The sequence below is a fragment of the Thalassobacillus devorans genome (assembly GCF_900176565.1).
GTDB classification, from domain to species: Bacteria; Bacillota; Bacilli; order Bacillales; family Halobacillaceae; genus Thalassobacillus; species Thalassobacillus devorans_A.
The window spans coordinates 289,176-308,469 of the sequence record NZ_FXEH01000005.1 but is presented as its reverse complement, the minus strand read 5'-3'; the positions used below and the strand labels follow the sequence as shown (position 1 = coordinate 308,469).

Sequence of the window (19,294 nt, the reverse complement as noted above, 5' to 3'; positions counted from 1 at the left end):
TAAATAAGTAGAAAGTTGGTAGCTTATGCAAATGAAAAAAGCGGGAGAATGGTGTGAAATCATTGTCCCGGAAGAATGGAAATACAAAAAGATCGAACAAATTTTAAAAGAAGATTTAAAGACTCCTAAAAAATTGCTCCATCAGTTACGGATGAATAAAGATGTAACAGTTCACGGTGAAACGGTGTCATGGTCAAGGGAACTTAAACGGGGAGATATCCTTCAAATACGACTGTTTCAAGAAGAAGAGTATGGGATTGTGCTGGACAACTCAGAGCTGGATGTCTTATTTGAAGATAATCATCTGCTTGTCGTGAATAAACCGGCGGGTATAGATACCCACCCGAATGAACATGGACAAACAGGGACCCTTGCGAATCGAGTAGCTTTTTATTTTCAGGAAAATAGGGTACTGACTAAGGTAAGGCATATTCATCGGCTGGATCGAGAAACGTCAGGTGCCGTGCTGTTTGCCAAGCATGCCTTGGCTGGAGCCACAATGGATCGTTATCTGGAGCAAAGAAAAATCAGCCGCACGTATCTTGCCATGGTACATGGGGAGATTAAACACAGAGAAGGAATGATAGACAAGCCGATAGGCAAAGATCGTCATCATCCGACAAGAAGACGAGTTTCACCAGGTGGTCAAAAGGCTGTGACTGAGTTTAAAGTTGTCAACTATGATACCCAGCAAAATGCCAGCCTTGTGAAGCTGAAACTTTACACTGGAAGGACGCATCAGATCCGTGTACATATGAGTCATATTGGTCACCCTGTTGCAGGAGATCGGCTGTATGGCAAAAAGAATGATGGTTATGATCGACAGGCGCTGCATGCGGCAAAAATATCTTTCCCCCATCCGATTACAGGGGAACAACTGACCAGTGTGGCACCCAGTGATGATTTGCCATTAATTTTACAAAAGGAAATTGATCGAATGACAGCTGATAATAGGAGGGATTAATAGATGAAATATGTCATTATAGGTGGAGATGCAGCCGGGATGAGTGCAGCCATGCAAATTGTACGGAACAGTGATGACCACGAAATCGTTACCCTTGAGAGGGGGAGCATTTATTCTTATGGACAGTGTGGATTGCCATATGCTATTAGCGGTGAAGTGGATTCGACTGATGATTTGATCGCCAGAACTCCGGAGACATTCCGGGAAAAGTATGGAATCGATGCAAGAACGAAGCACGAGGTTACCCGTGTTGATTGTGAACAAAAAATAATTCATGGTACCAATCTGGAGACAGATGAACCTTTTCAGGAAAGCTATGATCGATTATTGGTAGCGACCGGGGCCAGTCCTGTGTGTCCACCATGGGAAGGGGTGGAACTGCCGGGAGTTTATCAGTTGAAAACCATCCCTGATGCCGAGAGGATTATGGAGTATATGGGGAAAGAGATTAACAACGTGACGATCATCGGTGGAGGTTATATCGGACTGGAAATGGCAGAAAGCTTTGTCCACCTGAATAAAAATGTAAGAATTATCGAACGTGGAAGCCAGCTGGCTAAAATTTTCGATGAAGATATGGCTGCTCACATCCACGAAGAAGCAAAAAAGCAGCATATTCAATTAAATTTAGAAGAAAATGTCGAAGGGTTCGAGGGGACAGACAAGGTAGAAAAAGTTGTGACAGACAAGGGGTCCTATGACACGGACCTTGTGCTGGTTGCTGTAGGTGTAGCACCGAACACTTCTTTCTTAAGGGGGACTGGCATCTATTTGACTTTTAAGGATGCCATTCAAGTCAACGCTTATATGGAAACGAACATTAAGGATATATATGCGGCAGGTGACTGTGCTACGCAGTTCCACCGGATCAAGAAGAAAGATGACTACATTCCGCTTGGCACCCATGCTAATAAACAAGGCGGGATTGCAGGGTTGAATATGGCCGGTCGAACGAAAGCTTTCAAAGGAGTCGTAGGATCCTCAATCATCAAATTCTGTGATTTGAACCTGGGCAGGACTGGTATTTCTGAGTCAGAAGCTCAACAAATGAACATCCCCTGCCAGAGTGTAACCATTAAAGCGACCGATAGGGCAGGCTATTATCCGGGTTCAGAAAAAATGACACTGAAACTGACTTATCATAAGGAAAATCTGCAGGTCCTTGGTGTACAGATCATTGGTGGCAATGGTGTTGATAAACGGATAGATGTGTTAGCGACGGCCTTATTCCACGAAATGACAACAGAAGATCTGCTTGATCTTGACCTTTCCTATGCCCCTCCTTTTAACGGCGTATGGGATCCATTACAACGAGCTGCAAGAAAAGCGAAATAATGAAAGCCTCAGTCGAAGTGACTGGGGCTTCTGGTTTTATGATAATTCATTCAGGTCCTGGTAGATGAAGTCGGGCTGTATACCTAAGGAAGGCCACTTTTGCTGGCTTCTGTTTACCCAGGCGGTTGAGAATCCGTAGTTTTTAGCGCCTGCGATGTCCCAGGGATTGCTTGAAAGGAATAATACCTCTTTTGGTTCTGCTATTTCCAATTGTCGGTGGGCAAATGCGTACGCCTTTGGATCGGGCTTATATATCCCCGGTTCATCTGCGCTTAAAATAGAAAAAGTTTGATCAAGCCGATTATTTTTTAATAATGGAAGGAGCATATCGTTGGTACCATTCGAAAATATCGTCAACCGATGGTCAGGTAAATTTGTGGTAAGACGCTTCACCTCTTCAAACGGCTTTAAGTGCCGATAAGCTTCCATCAATTCTTCTAATGTACCCGTATCATATTCTGCCTGATTAAATTCTAAAGCGTCGATAAGGGCGTGTCGGGTAATTTGATCGAAGGGCTGATAACTATCGATCAGTTGGCGGATCATAAAATAATGCACTTGTCTTTTTCGCCATTCCTGGCTGACGTCATGGCCCTTCTCGGGGTAAACTTCTTCCAGCTTTTCCGTGACAGAATGAACATCAAACAAGGTACCATAAGCATCGAATACATAAGCTTTAAACATACAACATCCTCCTTTTGGTTAAAATTTACCCTTGAGTGATACGATAAAACAGTGGGTTCACAAAATGTTCATGGGCGAAATATGTCTAATTGCTTCTTATATGGTAGAATATCATGATATGATTCCTATAGTTATGTAATTGGTCATCGAGTTCATTCGACTGAAATAGAGGGATAAGCTGATGCGAAAATTTTCAATTTTTACCGTTATATTTACTTTTCTCGCTTTAATATTAGGCAACCTGGTCGTTGCCACAGAATCCGGAGATGCTTGTGGAACGGACTGGCCGTTCTGTAATGGCTCCCTGATACCAGTTTTTACTGATTATCACGTTGTGATTGAATATTCTCATCGAATTTTCACTACACTTCTGGGTGTTGTCATCTTGATTAACGCGGTTGGTGCCTTTATTACAAACCGTCAATCAAAAGCCGTACGCTGGTTATCTATGCTTAGTTTTGGGTTATTGATCTTCCAATCTGTAATAGGCGGTCTTAATGTATTATTAGGAACCCCTCCCGGCTTTTCTACATTTGATGTCATGTTCAGTCAGCTGCTCCTTGTGACGATGGTGTTGTTGAGCTACAGTCTGCATGAAAGGGAATCTCCAGTAGAGCCTCATCATAGGGATGCTGTTGCGATGAGTTATAAAGCTTTTACGGTAGGCTTCCTGTTTTATATTTTCCAAACTGTGCTGGGTGCTTTCTTCAAGCATAGTCGTGCATCCAATGTGATCTTGGATATCCCGGCCCATGAATATTTAATTACAAGCGAAAGTATCGCTAATGTGGTCTATTCCTTACATTGGGTGGCTACGGTCATCGTGTTTGTAGCTGCTTTATGGTTTTTGATTTATTCATCGAAATTCCGTTATCATCTCCCATTAGCCTGGGCCTATATGATTTTTATTGTATTGAATGCCGTAGTCGGCATTATGATTGTGGTAACAAAAAATACGGTCTTACTTTCATCCATCCATATGATTGTATCGACGCTTACCATGATGGTTGGAGCCAGTGTACTTGGGGGGTATTGGTTCAAACTGAAAAAACGTCCTATAAAGAAAGCCTGAACACTGCTGGGAAGTCGTTCAGTCATTAAAAAGCCTGGAGTAGTTAAATTACTCCAGGCTTTTCTTATATTTTTTTGGTTTTAGTAGGATTACATTCAAATAAAAGTGTTTTACATATCCAGAAGCTGGCGTATCTCGTCTTCTTTTAGGCTGGTCAGCATGGTTTCGCCTGGCTGTATAATCTGATCAACGAGGTCCCTTTTTTTCTGCTGCAGCTGGTGGATACGTTCTTCAATTGTCCCTTCTGCAAGCATCCGGATGACCTGGACGACCTTTTTTTGTCCGATACGATGGGCGCGGCCAGCCGCTTGTTCCTCTATTGCTGGATTCCACCATAAATCGTAAAGGATGACTGTGTCGGCTCCGGTAAGGTTCAGCCCGGTGCCCCCAGCTTTCAGGGAAATAAAGAAGGCATCTTTTTCTCCAGCATTAAATCGGTCGACCTGTTCAAGGCGGTCTTCTGATTTAGTACTTCCATCCAAATAGAATGCCTCCACCCCCATCTGTTCCAGCTCGTTGTACATCATCTTCAACATACTGGAAAATTGAGAGAAAATGAGCAGGCGATGGCCTCCCTCTTTCAATTCGGTAACAAGCTCTTTCAATTGTGTCAGCTTGCCAGATTCACCCTGGTAGTTTTCGAGGAACAGCCCCGGATGACAGCAGATTTGCCGGAGTCGTGTCAATCCTGCCAGGATTTCCAGTTTACCGCGTTGGAACCCTTTCGTTGCAATCGTCTCTTTGACTTCCGACTGGATTTTTTCCAGATATGCCAGATAAACCTGTTTTTGTTCTGTCGTCAATTCGGAATACTGGTTCGTTTCGATTTTATCTGGCAGCTCCTCCAGCACATCTTTTTTCAGTCGCCTTAAGATGAAAGGACGAGTAATCTGGGCGATTTTTTCCGGTTTCATGGCAAGGAATTTTTTCTTATTTGTATAGAACCCAGGCATAATTGTTCGGAATATCGACCATAATTCGTTAAGCGAGTTTTCAATCGGTGTCCCGCTTAGAGCGAAGCGGTGGGTAGCTTTGATCGAACGTGTCGCCTGTGCGGTTTTGGTTTGTTCATTTTTAATTGCTTGTGCCTCATCCAAAATCATCGTATGGAACTTCTTATCGGAATAAACGGAAATATCCTGTCGCAATAACGGATACGAGGTAATGATAATATCGTTCTTTTCAGTAGCATCAAGCAGGCTTTGTCTGGTCTCTGGATCACCGGATATCGCCTGTGCTTTAAATGCGGGAGCAAATCGCTCGATTTCTTTTTTCCAGTTAAAAACAAGGGAGGCGGGTGCAACGATCAATGCTGGATCTTTCATATGCCCTTCTTGTTTTTCGGAAAGGAGAAAAGTAATACTCTGCAATGTTTTGCCCAATCCCATATCATCGGCAAGAATACCGCCCATCCGGTAGTTAGCCAGCGTTTTCATCCATCGGAACCCAGTCAATTGATAGTCACGTAAGTCAGCATCAAGATTGTCTGGTAGCGCGACTTCATAGGTGGAAGGATCCCGCAGACGGTGGAGCAAAGCATCAAAATCAGCGTTGCGTTCTTCTTTGGTGGTATGCAAAACTTCATCCACTTGCATACTCCTGGCTTGCGCTACCTGTACGTGGTTGGCATCGATATCTTCGGTTTCAAGCTCAAATTCATCCGCGAGCCTTCGAAATCTGTCAAAGGCTGGTGTGTCCAGTGCAAGTAATGCTCCTTCTGATAATTTATAATATCGTTTCTTTTCAATGACAGCTTTCATCACTTCGGAAATATCATCGGTTGTAATTCCATCCATGGAGAAGGCGATATCAAGCCAATTCCCCTCCTCAGACATTTCTATGGCAGGCACAAGTTCGGTTTCTGAAAACTTGAGCATATTGTTGACCGCCCCTGACAGGTAAACATCTGACAATTGTTTTAATCTTGGAAGCTGTTCTATAAGGAAGTAGAAAATTTCGTCTTCATCCGTCAGGTGGATATGTTCGCCATCAAACTTGAATTCGCTCATTTCAATGACATGCATAATAGCATTTTCCTCGGCGGTGTTCCTTTGAATGATCCTATCCCCTTCCGGTTCGGCAGCGAGAAAGGGACGCAGTTGATAATCACCGTAATTAAAGTATAAATCAGCAGTGAGGGCACCTTGATGAATATCGAGGTAGACTTCCGCTTTTAATGGTTCACGTACTACCGTTTCCTGAACCGGCCCGGCATAATAAACAGTGGCGATTTTTTCTAGCGCGGGCATTACTTCTGAGAGAACCGGTTCCATATATTTACGTGAAATCGTATGATTTCCGTTTGAACGATAAGGCAATACACTCATGATGTTTTCGTAAATAGACTTCTGCTGATCGGTAATTTTATAGAACTCCGCGTCACGGTACAGCAGGCTGTAGGTAGATAAATATACATACTGCTTCAAATCGGAAAGATGCAGCTGAAAGTTTTCTTCATCCTTTGTCACTTCAATGGTGAACGGAGGAAGTTCATCGTGCAGCGTCCATTGGTCATGATTGGCTTTTATCTCATGAAGACTGCTGTCGCGTTCAGCCAGTCTGTCCAGCAAAGCTTCGGCAAATGCAGGCGGAATGGTTAAACGCCGCTTTTCTACGGAGTGATTCCAGTACGAATCTTTATAGAACTGTTCCTGATGAACTATTTTTTGAAGCGTTTGAAAAATCTCCAGGTCCTTCTCCTCAAGGTGATGTTCTTCTGGCCGGTAGCTGAATTTATTGGTAATCGCATAAGGCTTATTCTCAAGAATATGCTCCAGCAACTCTCCTAAATCTTTAATGACATATAGATAATTATTGCCAAGCTTCATTTCCAGGCCAAGCATGTTTTTTCCCATCGCTGTTTGCAAATGAAGCTGATAATGGACGTTCAGAGTAACGCGCTCATTGAAAGACTGCTGCTCTGGAGACTGTTGCATGAATACTTCTGTTAATCGCTTAGAAAAATGGTCGCGATCGATCGGTAAAAATTGAGATTCGTATGTTTCCGTTTTAATATCCTTCAAGCCTGATTCCTTCAATGCATGATCCCTGATGGCCAGCAAGACAGCAGCTATATGTTTGCAACTGTAAAAACTGCTGTAAGCAGGGCATTCGCATTTTGCTTCCAGGTCGTCATCATCAAAGAAAAACACGCGTACTTCGTAGTCTTCGGTACCTGTAACGACTGCACGCCATGAATTAATCGCAGCGTTATGCGTTAATCCATGTACCTTTCTTCCGTTGTAATAACGAAGGCCTCTTGTATAAAAAGTATTGCCGGTGATTTTTTTGATATCCTTCGGTTCCAGTAAATATGACTGCATAATGAGCATCCTAACTGATTGCATTATTTACGTTCTATTATATCAGGGATGGCAAATCATTTCCCAGCTGGTTAGTGATAATTTGTTTCATTCTAAACAGGTGATAACTATTAATAAATAATTAGAATCACTATCTACAATTCATTCACAAGTACGCCATGAAGTATACACATTTTGACCTATTGTGCGTGATTCCTATCACACTGCCCAGGAGGTTATGAAGATAAAATGAAGGTGAAAAGATGAGGAAGCCAAGAGCCGACTAATTTCGAAACTTTTTGATTAAAAAAGTTTATTTTCGGCCTGCATCAATCATTATTCATCTCCTCTTCTTTTCAAGAAGAGGTCTTAAATAAAACTAGAGAGGTGAATGCAATGAAAAAGTTGGCAGTGTGGATAGGATTCCTTTTATTGCTAGGATTGTTTGCGGGCTGTGCCCAGTCAGGAGAAGACTCAGCAGAAAAAGGTGAAACAGATGCAGGTGGAAAAGTGGAAGCGGCATCGGGGGATGCAGTAGAGGCAATTAAACCGCATCAGGATTTGAACCAGGAACCTGTGCCATTGAAGGTAGAAAGAGTCGGAGAAAATGAAGTTAATGTCGAAATGACCGCTCAAATCACAGATATTGAAATTGAAAAGGACTATTTTTATAAGGCCTGGACGTTCAATGGGGAAGCTCCTGGACCAGTTGTCGTCGTAGAAGAAGGAGATATGATCAACTTCACCTTGAAAAATATGGACCCTGCTATCCCACACAGTATGGACTTTCATGCTGTTCATACCGCTCCATCGAAGAACTTCGCAAATGTCGAACCTGACGAAACAGGTACCTTCCGTTTTCCTGCTACGAAACCTGGGGTATTCATGTACCACTGCGGCACCAGCCCGATTTTGAGCCACATCGCAAACGGCATGCATGGAACGATTATCGTAAAACCAAAAGATGGCTATCCAAATGATGATGTGATCGATCGTGAATTCATCATGATTCAAAATGAATGGTATAAATATAACGATCTTGATGACTTTTCCAATGGGGAACCAAGCCAGGTTGTATTCTCTGTCAAATCTTTTGACGAAGATGGCCGCAATACCAATGGAGACACTTTCTCTTTGAAAGATGAACCGCTTCTCGCCAAAGTAGGGGACCGCATCCGGATGTATATTAACAACGTGGGACCAAATGAAGTAAGCTCCTTCCATGTTGTGGGGACGATTTTCGATGACGTCTATATGGATGGCAATCCATATAACCACTTCCAAGGATTGCAAACCGTGATGCTTCCAGCGAGTGGAGGTGCGGTAGTGGAATTCACGGTAACAGAGGAAGGAAGCTATCCGATTGTGACGCATCAGTTCAACCACGCTCAAAAGGGAGCGGTTGCTATTTTGAAGGTGACAGAAACAGGGGAAGATGACGGCAAAGCAACCATGAGTCATTAATAGAAGGGCAGTGCGTTATACCAAGACGCACTGCTCCTGTCGCTTGAAGGCAGAAAGTGAGGGGGTGTGTCCGGATGAGGGTGTTGCTCTTTTTGTTCCTTTTCCTCTGTCTGCAGCCATTTCCTGTCCTGGCAGATACCATTCATGTCTCCGTAAAAGACGACGTCCAATCCGTTTTGGATAACGCCACTTCAGGAGATGCCATCTATTTAGAGGAAGGAACCTATCAAGGCCCTTTTATCATCAATGAAACAGTTGCTATCAAAGGTGAAAAAGGCGCCCGAGTGGTGGGGGACAGTCAAGGGTTTGTGCTGAAGGTTATGGCAGATGACACAACTGTAGAAGGTCTGACTATAGAGCAAAGTGGCTCACAAAACCCGGGCATAGCAATAAAAGGAGATCGGGTTCAAGTGAAAGGAAACATTATAAAAGACGTATTCAATGGTATAGAGGTCAAGGATGCTTATGGTGCTGTCATAGAAAGTAACATCATACGCAGTTACACAGACGACCGTCATAAAGGGTTCGGCGTCTATCTCGTTGAAAGCCCGCATGCGGTGGTTAAAGGGAATGATCTATCCCATTTGCAGGATGGTGTCTATGTTTCCTTTTCTGATCTATGCCAAGTCACCGGCAATACGATTCAGAAGGCGCGTTACGGCGTTCATACAATGGATTCGACGAGCGTGGTAATAAACGATAATGAGGTGTTTGACAGCAGAAATGGCCTGATGATCATGCAAAGCTATGAAGTCCGCATTAAAGGAAACCATTTACATGATAATACCTTATTGGACGGTGCTGGGATTTTTATATTTGATACGTTTGATTCCCAGGTGAAAAATAATCGCATTGTTGCCAATCGTCGTGGCCTCTACCTGGAAAATGCGATTGCCAATGATCTATCTTTTAACGAAATATCTGGAAATCACTTGGGGCTGGAGGCGGGTGAAGCGTCCAAAGGAAATACGATCTACCTGAATAATTTCATAGCTAATAATCAGCAGGTGGCAGCTGCTGTTGATAGTGAAAATGATTTCTATTTAAGTGGGTATGGAAATTATTGGGATGACCAGCGTCATGTCAATTTTGATGATAGTCCAGTAGTTGAATTTGCATATAAGAGCGGAGATTCGTTCCATCACATGATTGCAGAGGAGCCATTATTACAGGCGTTTGCAGGAAGTCCTGCTATTGAGATGTGGAATACTGTGGAACATTTTACACCAATCCCTTCCGACACCTTCATCACAGATCCTTACCCATTGTCAGAACCGGTTCCAATGGACTTTTCCACACGGGAAACCACTCACGAGGCAGATCAGGCGATTATGTTAGTTCCTGCCTTATTTTTTCTATCTATGATAGTGGTGAGCGGTGGTTTGATCCTCGGCTCGAGGAGGAGGAGAACATGAAAAAATGGCTGCTGTTCGTTTTATTACTCATTACTGCGGGGTGTGCGGTCGGAGAGGCTGCCGGCCCGGAAGAAATCAATACATCCGTTGACAGCTGTGCTTTATGTCATATGGGTATCAACGATGAGAAAGCTGCAAGCCAGGTCATCATGAAGGATGGCACACCCGAAAAATTTGATGATATCGGATGTATGCTCACCTTTATGAAGGGAAATGAAGTGGAGCAGGCCTTTGTCCGGGACTATCACTCACACCAGTGGCTAAAGCTGGATGATGCTTATATCGTCCAGGAAAATGGAATAGAAACTCCGATGAGTTACGGCTTTATTGCTTTTAAAGAAAAAGCGGATGCCGCGACATTCACACAAGAACATAACGGAGAAATATTCCAGGGCATGAAGGTGATGGATGTCGAGCTGAAACGAATGAAGATGCATCACTAAAGCGGGGTGAAAGTGATGAAAGCTGCGAAGTTAATACCAATGATCCGGTATGAGTGGAAACTGCTGATGCGCAGCAAATGGCTTCTAAGCAGTATCTTATTATTTTTGCTTATGGCAATTTTATTCTATGCGTATGGGGTGAAGTCGACTTCCATGGATCCAGCCATGGTGAGTTATGGGTTGGAAGGTGTGGGCAGCGATATTGATACTGGAAATGTAGACCCTTCAATATACGGACTTGAGGAAATGCCTGCGGCAAATGAAGCTGGGGACAGCGTCATTACCGGTTTTAGTCGATCCGTAGCCCTTTTGATGAATGTAACGTTATGGATTGTGCCGATCATCACGCTGGTTATTGGAGTAACCTCGGTAACCGCTGACAAAGAGTCAGGTAGGCTTGCATTACTCAGGACCTACCGCGTACCGGGAGGTTATTACCTGATAAGTAAATATGTGGCCTTGTTTCTAAGTGTCTCTACGGCTACTGCCCTTTCTTATGGTTTGTTTGGAACAGGAATGGCTTTATTAGGGAAAATGCAGGGCGTGCAATTGTTTATGACCTTTCTTATATTGAATTTCTTATTGATCGGCGTTTTCGGGGCTCTTGCTGTCTTATTAGGAACTTGGAGCAATAATCGTATGCAGGGACTGAGCTTTGCTCTGGCGGCCTGGAGTTTCCTCCTGTTTGTCTATGAATTTCTTATTTTCTCTATTATTGAACATATCCCTTATGCGTATAAATTGTATAATCTCATCGTCATGATATTTTTGAACCCTGTCGAGTCGCTCCGAGTATGGGCAATTGATCAATTGAATGCTGCCTATGTTTTCGGGCCTCAGTTTCTATTAATCGAACAATGGGGAGACAGCGGCCTGCTGACGGTATTTTTGTTATCTTCGGTAGTTATTATCATAGGCCTAACACTTCTGGGCGCGCTGTTCAAGCTGAAATGGAGGTGGCAGTGATGGGGAGGAAATTACTGAATGCCAAAGATGTTTCTAAGCGATATGGAAAGAAACAAGTACTGAATCCAAGTGACTTTTATGTGGATGCTGGGGAGTGTGTCGTTCTTTGTGGAGGAAATGGAGCAGGAAAAAGCACCCTGATACGTGTGTTGACTGGTATTGAAAAAGCAAGCACCGGCAAGGTGGAATACCAGGCGGATCAAAGCAAATCATACGGATTTATGCCCGATCATATGGAATTTCCTGAAGAACTGAATTCCCTCGAAATTCTTAATTATTATCGTAGCTTTATCGATAAGCGTATTCAACGGAATGTGGGAGAAGTTCTCCGTGAAGTGGGATTATGGGAGAAGCGGGATCAAAAAGTAGGTGCGTTCTCTAAAGGGATGATCCAGCGCCTTAATCTGGCCCAGGCCTTACTGGCTGATGTTGAACTTTATATATTTGACGAACCGACCAATGGGCTTGACCCGTTTTGGGTAATGGAGTTCAAGAATATGGTGAGATTATTGAAAAGTAAGGGTAAAACTGTACTGCTGACTAGTCATATCATGAGGGATGTGGTGGATATCGCTGACCGTGTCGTCCTGTTGTTTGATGGCAGAATTAAAGCGGATGATACACTTACTGGTTTATATCAGACATATCAATCCAATAACCTGGAAGAAGTTTTTTTGAAGATTATGGACAACGATCTTGCACCACCACCTGCCAGAGAGATACCGGAGTGGAATGGGCAGATGGCCGATTGATTTTCCACCGGTTTTGTGCTATTTTTCAAGATATGGAGTTGTCATACACAAAGCCGCTCCTGGCCATGAATGCAGGGTGCGGCTTTTTTGCTTTCCATAATATTATGGAAAGATTTATTTATGCGAGGAATAATAATATGGAGTTGAAAAGACCGATGTGATTTTATATCCTGCCTGATAAACGAATGAAAATTATAGAGAAGATAAATTGGAGGATATAAATATGAGTATCAATGAAGAAATGAATAAACGGCGTACTTTCGCTATCATCTCTCACCCGGATGCGGGTAAAACCACGTTGACTGAAAAATTATTAGTCTTCGGTAATCTGATTCGCTCCGCTGGTACAGTAAAAGGAAAAAAATCCGGCAAGTTCGCTACTTCTGACTGGATGGAAATTGAAAAGCAGCGGGGAATTTCTGTAACGTCCAGTGTAATGAACTTCCCATATCGGGATTATCAGGTAAATATTCTCGATACCCCGGGCCACGAAGATTTCAGTGAAGATACGTACCGTACATTGACAGCCGTGGACAGCGTGGTGATGATTATTGATGCCACCAAAGGGATTGAAGCTCAAACCTTGAAACTGTTTAAGGTTTGTAAAATGCGGGGAATTCCAATCTTCACTTTTATTAATAAACTGGACCGTGAAGGTCGGGAGCCGTTTGAATTGATGGAAGAAATCGAGGAAGTTCTCGATATTGAAACGTATCCGATGACATGGCCGGCAGGTATGGGCAAGCGGTTCCTTGGTGTATTTGACCGGCATCATGAACAATTCATCGCGTATAGCGGCAACGAGGAAGAAACATATATTCCTTATTCGGAATTGGAAAAACCGGAACACCAGGATTTAGTCGAACACCCTACTTATCAGGAAACCCTACAAGAATTGATGCTGCTTGATGAAGCGGGAGACGAATTCAGTATGGAAAAAGTGATGCGTGGAGAACAGACACCTGTTTTCTTCGGCAGCGCGTTAGCGCCGTTTGGAGTAGAAGGCTTTTTCGATACATTTATCGACATGGCCCCTGCCCCGGCACCGCGCCGTTCCACGGAAGGTATCGTGTCACCAGACGACCCGGAGTTTTCTGGATTCATTTTCAAAATCCAGGCCAACATGAATCCCCAGCATCGAGACCGAGTCGCTTTCGTACGGATATGTTCCGGAAAGTTTGAGCGAGGGATGAACGTAACCCTGGGACGTACGGGAAAAACTTTTAAGCTGGCACAGTCTCAGCAATTTGTCGCTTCCTCCAGAGGAACAATAGAGGAAGCTTATGCCGGCGACATTATTGGTATCTATGACCCGAATGTCTACCGGATCGGCGATACAATTTTAACGGGAAAAACCAACTTTGAATATGACGAACTGCCGCAGTTCCCGCCGGAAGAATTCAAAAAAGTTACCGCAAAGAACGTCATGAAATCAAAACAGTTCAAAAAAGGGATTGAGCAGCTCGTCCAGGAAGGCGCCATTCAGTTGTTCAAGCGTTATCGCTTTGAGGATTACATCCTTGGAGCCGTTGGTCAATTACAATATGATGTTTTCGAATACCGGATGAAAAACGAATATAATGTTGAAGTCGAACTTCAGCCTCTGGGAGAGCGGATTCCACGCTGGCTTAAAGAAGATCAGGTGGATGAATCCCTGTTCGACGAACGAAATATGCTTGTCCAGGACCGGGAAGGGAACCCGCTAGTTTTATTCAAAAACGATTTCTCCCTGCGCTGGTTCCAGGATAAAAACCCTAATGTCGATCTGATTGATTTGTTTGAAGTGAATCAGTACGATCAATCGTATTAATAAAGAAAAGAAGCGATACCCGAAACTAGGGTTTCGCTTCTTTTTGTGTAAGGAATGAATTTTTTAGTCAAAAAAACTAATATAAAGTTAGAAATATGTTCCAAAGACATTTTAATCGAATATTTGTTCGTATTCATGTTAGAATTGTATAATATTGTGGTAAACTAGTGTTGTATATTCAAGGAACGGAGGTTGCTTTGTGAAGAACGAGAACAAATTCGAGCTTGTTTCACAGTATCAACCAGAAGGGGATCAACCCCATGCAATTAAAGAACTGGTAGAACGGATCAACCAGGGGGAGAAGCATCTTACTTTACTTGGTGCGACAGGTACCGGGAAGACGTTCACCATGTCGAATGTGATTCAGCAAGTGAACAAGCCGACGCTTATCATTGCTCATAACAAGACGTTGGCTGGTCAATTATATAGTGAATTCAAAGAGTTTTTTCCGAATAATGCGGTCGAGTATTTTGTCAGTTATTATGACTACTATCAACCGGAGGCGTATGTGCCGTCTTCGGACACTTTTATTGAAAAGGATGCCAGCATCAACGATGAAATCGATAAACTGCGCCACTCTGCGACATCTGCCTTATTTGAGCGGAATGATGTCATCATTGTGGCTAGTGTTTCGTGTATCTATGGTTTAGGTAATCCGGATGAATACCGCAGCCAGGTGCTCTCCATCCGTACAGATATGGAAAAAGAACGCGATGAATTGCTTCGTGATCTGGTCGATATTCAGTATGCACGGAACGATATTGATTTCCAGCGCGGTACGTTCCGTGTCCGCGGTGACTCGGTGGAAATCATACCGGCATCCCGGGAAGAGCATGCCATCCGGGTCGAGTTTTTTGGTGATGAAATCGATCGGATTCGTGAAATCGATGTATTGACCGGGGAAATAATTGGCGACCGGGAACATGTAGCCATTTTCCCGGCATCCCACTTCGTAACCCGTGAAGAGAAAATGAAAATTGCTATTAAAAATATCGAAAAGGAATTAGAACAGCAGCTGAAGAAGTTCCGGGAGGAGAACAAATTACTGGAAGCCCAGCGCCTGGAACAGCGGACGAACTATGATTTGGAAATGATGCAGGAAATGGGTTTCTGTTCCGGTATCGAAAATTATTCCCGCCACCTGACGTTGCGAGAAGAAGGGGCGACCCCCTATACATTAATCGACTATTTCCCGGAAGATTTTCTTGTGATGGTAGATGAGTCTCATGTGACGCTTCCGCAGGTTCGCGGAATGTATAACGGGGACAGGGCTCGGAAGCAGGTCCTTGTCGACCACGGATTCCGTTTGCCATCGGCGCTTGATAACCGTCCTCTCAGGTTTGAAGAATTTGAGAGTAAAGTAAACCAAAGCATGTATGTATCAGCTACTCCTGGTCCCTATGAGCTTGAACATACACCGAAAATGGTCGAGCAGATCATCCGTCCGACAGGCCTGCTTGATCCGGAAATTGAAGTGCGGCCGATCAAAGGCCAGATTGATGACTTGATTGGTGAAATCAATAAGCGTATCGATAAGGACGAGCGGGTATTGGTTACTACCCTTACAAAAAAGATGTCGGAAGACCTGACGGATTATTTGAAGGAGCTTGGGATCAAAGTAGCTTACCTGCATTCGGAAATCAAAACATTGGAACGAATTGAAATCATTCGTGATCTGCGACTGGGAAAATATGATGTTCTTGTAGGGATCAACCTGCTTCGTGAAGGACTTGATATTCCGGAAGTTTCCCTTGTTGCTATCCTTGATGCAGATAAAGAAGGCTTTCTGCGTTCCCATCGTTCACTCGTCCAGACGTCAGGACGAGCGGCGCGTAATGAAAACGGCCGTGTTATCATGTATGCCGATAAAATTACCGACTCCATGGGCATGGCAATGGAAGAAACGCAGCGACGAAGAGAAAAGCAGATCGCTTTCAACGAAGAACATGGGATTACACCAACTACGATTAAAAAAGAAGTGCGAGATGTCATCCGCGCGACCATGGCTGCTGAAGATGAAGAAAACTATGAAACCACACCGAAGCCAAAAGAGATGACAAAGAAAGAGCGGGAAAAGATGATCGAGAATATGGAAAAAGAAATGAAGAAAGCAGCTCGCGATCTCGATTTCGAACGAGCCGCCGAGCTTCGTGACGTACTTCTGGAACTTAAAGCGGAAGGATGATGGCATATGGCCAGCAAATCAATAAGTATCAAAGGGGCAAGAGCCCATAACCTTAAGAATATCGATGTAGAAATTCCTAAAAATAAACTTGTCGTTTTGACTGGTTTGTCAGGGTCAGGGAAGTCTTCCCTGGCCTTTGATACCGTCTATGCCGAGGGGCAGCGCCGTTACGTCGAGTCTCTATCTGCCTATGCGCGTCAGTTCCTTGGACAGATGGACAAACCTGATGTCGATGCCATCGAAGGTTTGTCCCCTGCAATTTCGATTGACCAGAAAACGACAAGCCGAAACCCAAGATCGACTGTTGGAACAGTGACAGAGATTTATGACTATTTACGTTTGTTATTCGCTCGTATCGGACGGCCGACCTGTCCGAAACATAACATCGAAATTAGTTCCCAGACGGTCCAGCAGATGGTTGATCGGATCATGGAATATGAACACCGCACAAAACTGCAAATTATGGCTCCAGTCGTTTCCGGAAAAAAGGGCGAACATGTAAAAGTATTCGAAAACTTACAGCAAGAAGGGTACGTACGTCTGCGTGTGGACGGGGAAATGCGCGAGATTTCCGAGGAATTCAATTTAGATAAAAATAAAAAACATTCCATTGAAGTAGTCATCGACCGGATTGTCGTAAAAGAGGGCATCGCATCCCGCCTGTCTGATTCACTTGAAACAGCACTTCGCCTCGGCGATGGCCAAGTGATTGTCGATGTGATTGGGGAGGAAGAATTGTTGTTCAGCGAACATCATGCCTGCCCGATTTGTGGATTTTCCATTGGTGAATTGGAACCACGCATGTTTTCTTTCAATAGTCCTTTCGGTGCCTGCCAGCGCTGTGACGGGCTTGGAACACAGCTGGAAGTAGACATGGACCTCGTGATTCCGGACTGGACGAAGACACTTCGGGAACACGCAATTACAGCCTGGGAACCGACAAGTTCTCAATATTATCCGCAACTACTGGAAAGCGTCTGCACTCATTATGGCATCGATATGGATGTCCCTGTTAAAGATATTCCGAAACATCAAATGGACAAAATCCTTCATGGCAGTGGAAAAGAGAAAGTCTATTTCCGTTATGAAAATGATTTCGGCAGGGTGCGGGAAAATAAAATCTATTTTGAAGGTGTATTAAATAACATTGCCCGCCGTTATAAGGAAACCACCTCCGATTGGGTTCGGGAGCAAATGGAAAAGTACATGGCACAGAAGCCATGTCCGAAGTGTAAAGGACACCGCTTGAAAGAAGAAGCGTTGTCTGTGCTGATCAACGGCAAGCATATCGGCCATACTGTCGATTTTGCAGTAACAGAAGCAAAAGATTTCTTCGAGAGGCTCGAGCTTACCGAGAAAGAAGAGAAAATCGCCCGGATGATCTTAAAAGAAATTTGTGAGCGATTAACGTTTCTTATCAATGTCGGTCTTGATTATTTGACGCTGTCCCGTTCTGCCGGTACGCTTTCCGGCGGGGAAGCACAACGGATTCGTCTGGCCACACAAATCGGCTCTGCATTGACTGGGGTATTATATGTACTTGATGAGCCTTCGATCGGCCTGCATCAACGTGATAATGACCGGCTGATCTCTACCTTACAGCGGATGCGCGACCTTGATAACACACTGATTGTAGTGGAGCATGACGAAGATACCATGCTTGCTGCCGATCATTTGATTGATATTGGTCCGGGTGCCGGTGTCCACGGGGGAGAGATTGTTTCCCAAGGGACCCCGAAACAGGTAATGCGGGACCGTAAGTCATTGACCGGGCAATATTTATCCGGGAAAAAATTCATCCCGCTCCCCTATGAACGAAGAAAGCCGGACGGCCGTTATCTGGAAATCAAAAAAGCAGAAGAGAACAATTTGAAAAAAGTCGACGCAAAAATACCTCTCGGACTCTTTACAGCTGTTACAGGCGTATCCGGTTCAGGAAAAAGTACGTTGATCAATGAAATTTTATATAAATCGCTGGCGATGAAACTGAACCGGGCCAAGCATAAGCCTGGCAAGCATAAAGAGCTAAAAGGTGTGGAGCACTTGGAAAAGGTGATCGACATCGACCAGTCACCGATTGGGCGTACGCCACGTTCCAATCCGGCGACTTATACTGGTGTCTTTGATGACATTCGTGATGTTTTTGCCCAGACCAATGAGGCGAAAATCCGCGGTTATAAAAAAGGACGTTTCAGTTTCAATGTAAAAGGCGGACGTTGTGAAGCATGCCGGGGCGATGGAATTATAAAAATCGAAATGCACTTCCTGCCTGATGTCTATGTACCATGTGAAGTATGTCATGGCAAACGCTATAACCGGGAAACACTGGAAGTTAAATATAAAGGAAAAAATATTGCCGACGTTCTGGATATGACAATTGAAGTAGCGCTCGACTTTTTCTCCAACATTCCGAAAATCCGCCGTAAGCTTCAAACTATTTTTGATGTCGGACTAGGCTATGTCAAGCTGGGTCAGCCGGCGACAACCTTGTCAGGCGGGGAAGCGCAGCGTGTCAAGCTGGCAAGTGAGCTACACCGTCGCTCGACCGGTAAATCGTTCTATATCCTGGACGAGCCGACGACCGGTCTTCATGTTGATGATATCGCACGACTCCTGGAGGTATTGCAGCGGCTGGTCGACAATGGTGATTCTGTTTTGATCATCGAACATAATCTCGATGTTATTAAAGCAGCCGACCATATTCTTGACCTCGGTCCAGAAGGCGGGGATAAGGGTGGCCAAGTCATCGCTACAGGAACTCCGGAACAAGTAGCTGACAACGAGAAGTCTCATACTGGCCATTACTTAAAACCAATTCTTGAACGTGATAGAGAACGTATGGAAAATAAGATTAAGGAAAAAGAGAAAGTCGCGAAATAAGTACATCTTTTGACGCAGGTGA

General features: G+C 44.0%; 13 protein-coding genes. 11 read left to right on the top strand and 2 right to left on the bottom strand.

Annotated elements, in window-relative coordinates; genetic code table 11:
• The first annotated feature begins 25 nt into the window (after positions 1–25).
• Positions 26–964 carry an RluA family pseudouridine synthase gene (locus B9Y67_RS06395; protein WP_085505929.1) on the top strand — a complete coding sequence of 313 codons (939 nt, stop codon included), beginning with the start codon at positions 26–28 and terminating at the stop codon, positions 962–964.
• Positions 965–967: 3 nt separating this feature from the next.
• Positions 968–2,299 (top strand): CoA-disulfide reductase, encoded by a 1,332-nt coding sequence (locus B9Y67_RS06390; protein ID WP_085505928.1) that lies wholly within the window; start codon positions 968–970, stop codon positions 2,297–2,299.
• A gap of 36 nt (positions 2,300–2,335) precedes the next feature.
• Here B9Y67_RS06390 and B9Y67_RS06385 read toward each other — a convergent pair whose 3' ends face one another.
• Positions 2,336–2,983, bottom strand: coding sequence for a haloacid dehalogenase type II (locus B9Y67_RS06385; protein WP_085505927.1), 648 nt, complete (start codon positions 2,981–2,983; stop codon positions 2,336–2,338).
• A 181-nt stretch (positions 2,984–3,164) separates the two neighbouring features.
• On the opposite strand from B9Y67_RS06385, the gene B9Y67_RS06380 reads away from it, so the two are divergent.
• The gene (locus B9Y67_RS06380) at positions 3,165–4,055 is read left to right on the top strand and encodes a COX15/CtaA family protein (protein WP_085505926.1); all 891 of its coding nucleotides are present in this window, start codon (positions 3,165–3,167) and stop codon (positions 4,053–4,055) included.
• A 110-nt stretch (positions 4,056–4,165) separates the two neighbouring features.
• Here B9Y67_RS06380 and B9Y67_RS06375 read toward each other — a convergent pair whose 3' ends face one another.
• A complete protein-coding gene (locus tag B9Y67_RS06375; RefSeq protein WP_085505925.1) occupies positions 4,166–7,378 on the bottom strand; it encodes a DEAD/DEAH box helicase in 3,213 nt (1,070 codons plus the stop codon).
• A 375-nt stretch (positions 7,379–7,753) separates the two neighbouring features.
• Between B9Y67_RS06375 and B9Y67_RS06370 the strand changes: the two genes are divergently transcribed.
• The 8 genes from B9Y67_RS06370 to uvrA all read left to right on the top strand — a co-directional run bounded on the left by B9Y67_RS06370 (position 7,754) and on the right by uvrA (position 19,272).
• The gene (locus B9Y67_RS06370; RefSeq protein WP_085505924.1) at positions 7,754–8,821 is read left to right on the top strand and encodes a multicopper oxidase domain-containing protein; all 1,068 of its coding nucleotides are present in this window, start codon (positions 7,754–7,756) and stop codon (positions 8,819–8,821) included.
• A gap of 74 nt (positions 8,822–8,895) precedes the next feature.
• Entirely contained in the window at positions 8,896–10,236 is a 1,341-nt protein-coding gene (locus tag B9Y67_RS06365) for a right-handed parallel beta-helix repeat-containing protein (RefSeq protein ID WP_085505923.1), read from the top strand.
• Positions 10,233–10,679, top strand: coding sequence for a nitrous oxide reductase accessory protein NosL (locus B9Y67_RS06360; protein WP_085505922.1), 447 nt, complete (start codon positions 10,233–10,235; stop codon positions 10,677–10,679). The genes B9Y67_RS06365 and B9Y67_RS06360 overlap by 4 nt, the downstream gene beginning before the upstream one ends.
• A 15-nt stretch (positions 10,680–10,694) precedes the next feature.
• Positions 10,695–11,645 carry an ABC transporter permease gene (locus B9Y67_RS06355; protein WP_085505921.1) on the top strand — a complete coding sequence of 317 codons (951 nt, stop codon included), beginning with the start codon at positions 10,695–10,697 and terminating at the stop codon, positions 11,643–11,645.
• Positions 11,645–12,397 carry an ABC transporter ATP-binding protein gene (locus B9Y67_RS06350; protein WP_085505920.1) on the top strand — a complete coding sequence of 251 codons (753 nt, stop codon included), beginning with the start codon at positions 11,645–11,647 and terminating at the stop codon, positions 12,395–12,397. Before B9Y67_RS06355 ends, B9Y67_RS06350 begins: the two co-directional genes overlap by 1 nt.
• 223 nt (positions 12,398–12,620) lie before the next feature.
• Complete coding sequence (locus B9Y67_RS06345) at positions 12,621–14,207, top strand: peptide chain release factor 3 (protein WP_085505919.1); 1,587 nt, start codon at positions 12,621–12,623, stop codon at positions 14,205–14,207.
• 199 nt (positions 14,208–14,406) lie between these two features.
• Positions 14,407–16,392 (top strand): excinuclease ABC subunit UvrB, encoded by a 1,986-nt coding sequence (gene uvrB, locus B9Y67_RS06340; RefSeq protein WP_085505918.1) that lies wholly within the window; start codon positions 14,407–14,409, stop codon positions 16,390–16,392.
• A gap of 6 nt (positions 16,393–16,398) precedes the next feature.
• A complete protein-coding gene (uvrA, locus tag B9Y67_RS06335) occupies positions 16,399–19,272 on the top strand; it encodes an excinuclease ABC subunit UvrA (RefSeq protein WP_085505917.1) in 2,874 nt (957 codons plus the stop codon).
• Positions 19,273–19,294 lie beyond the last annotated feature (22 nt).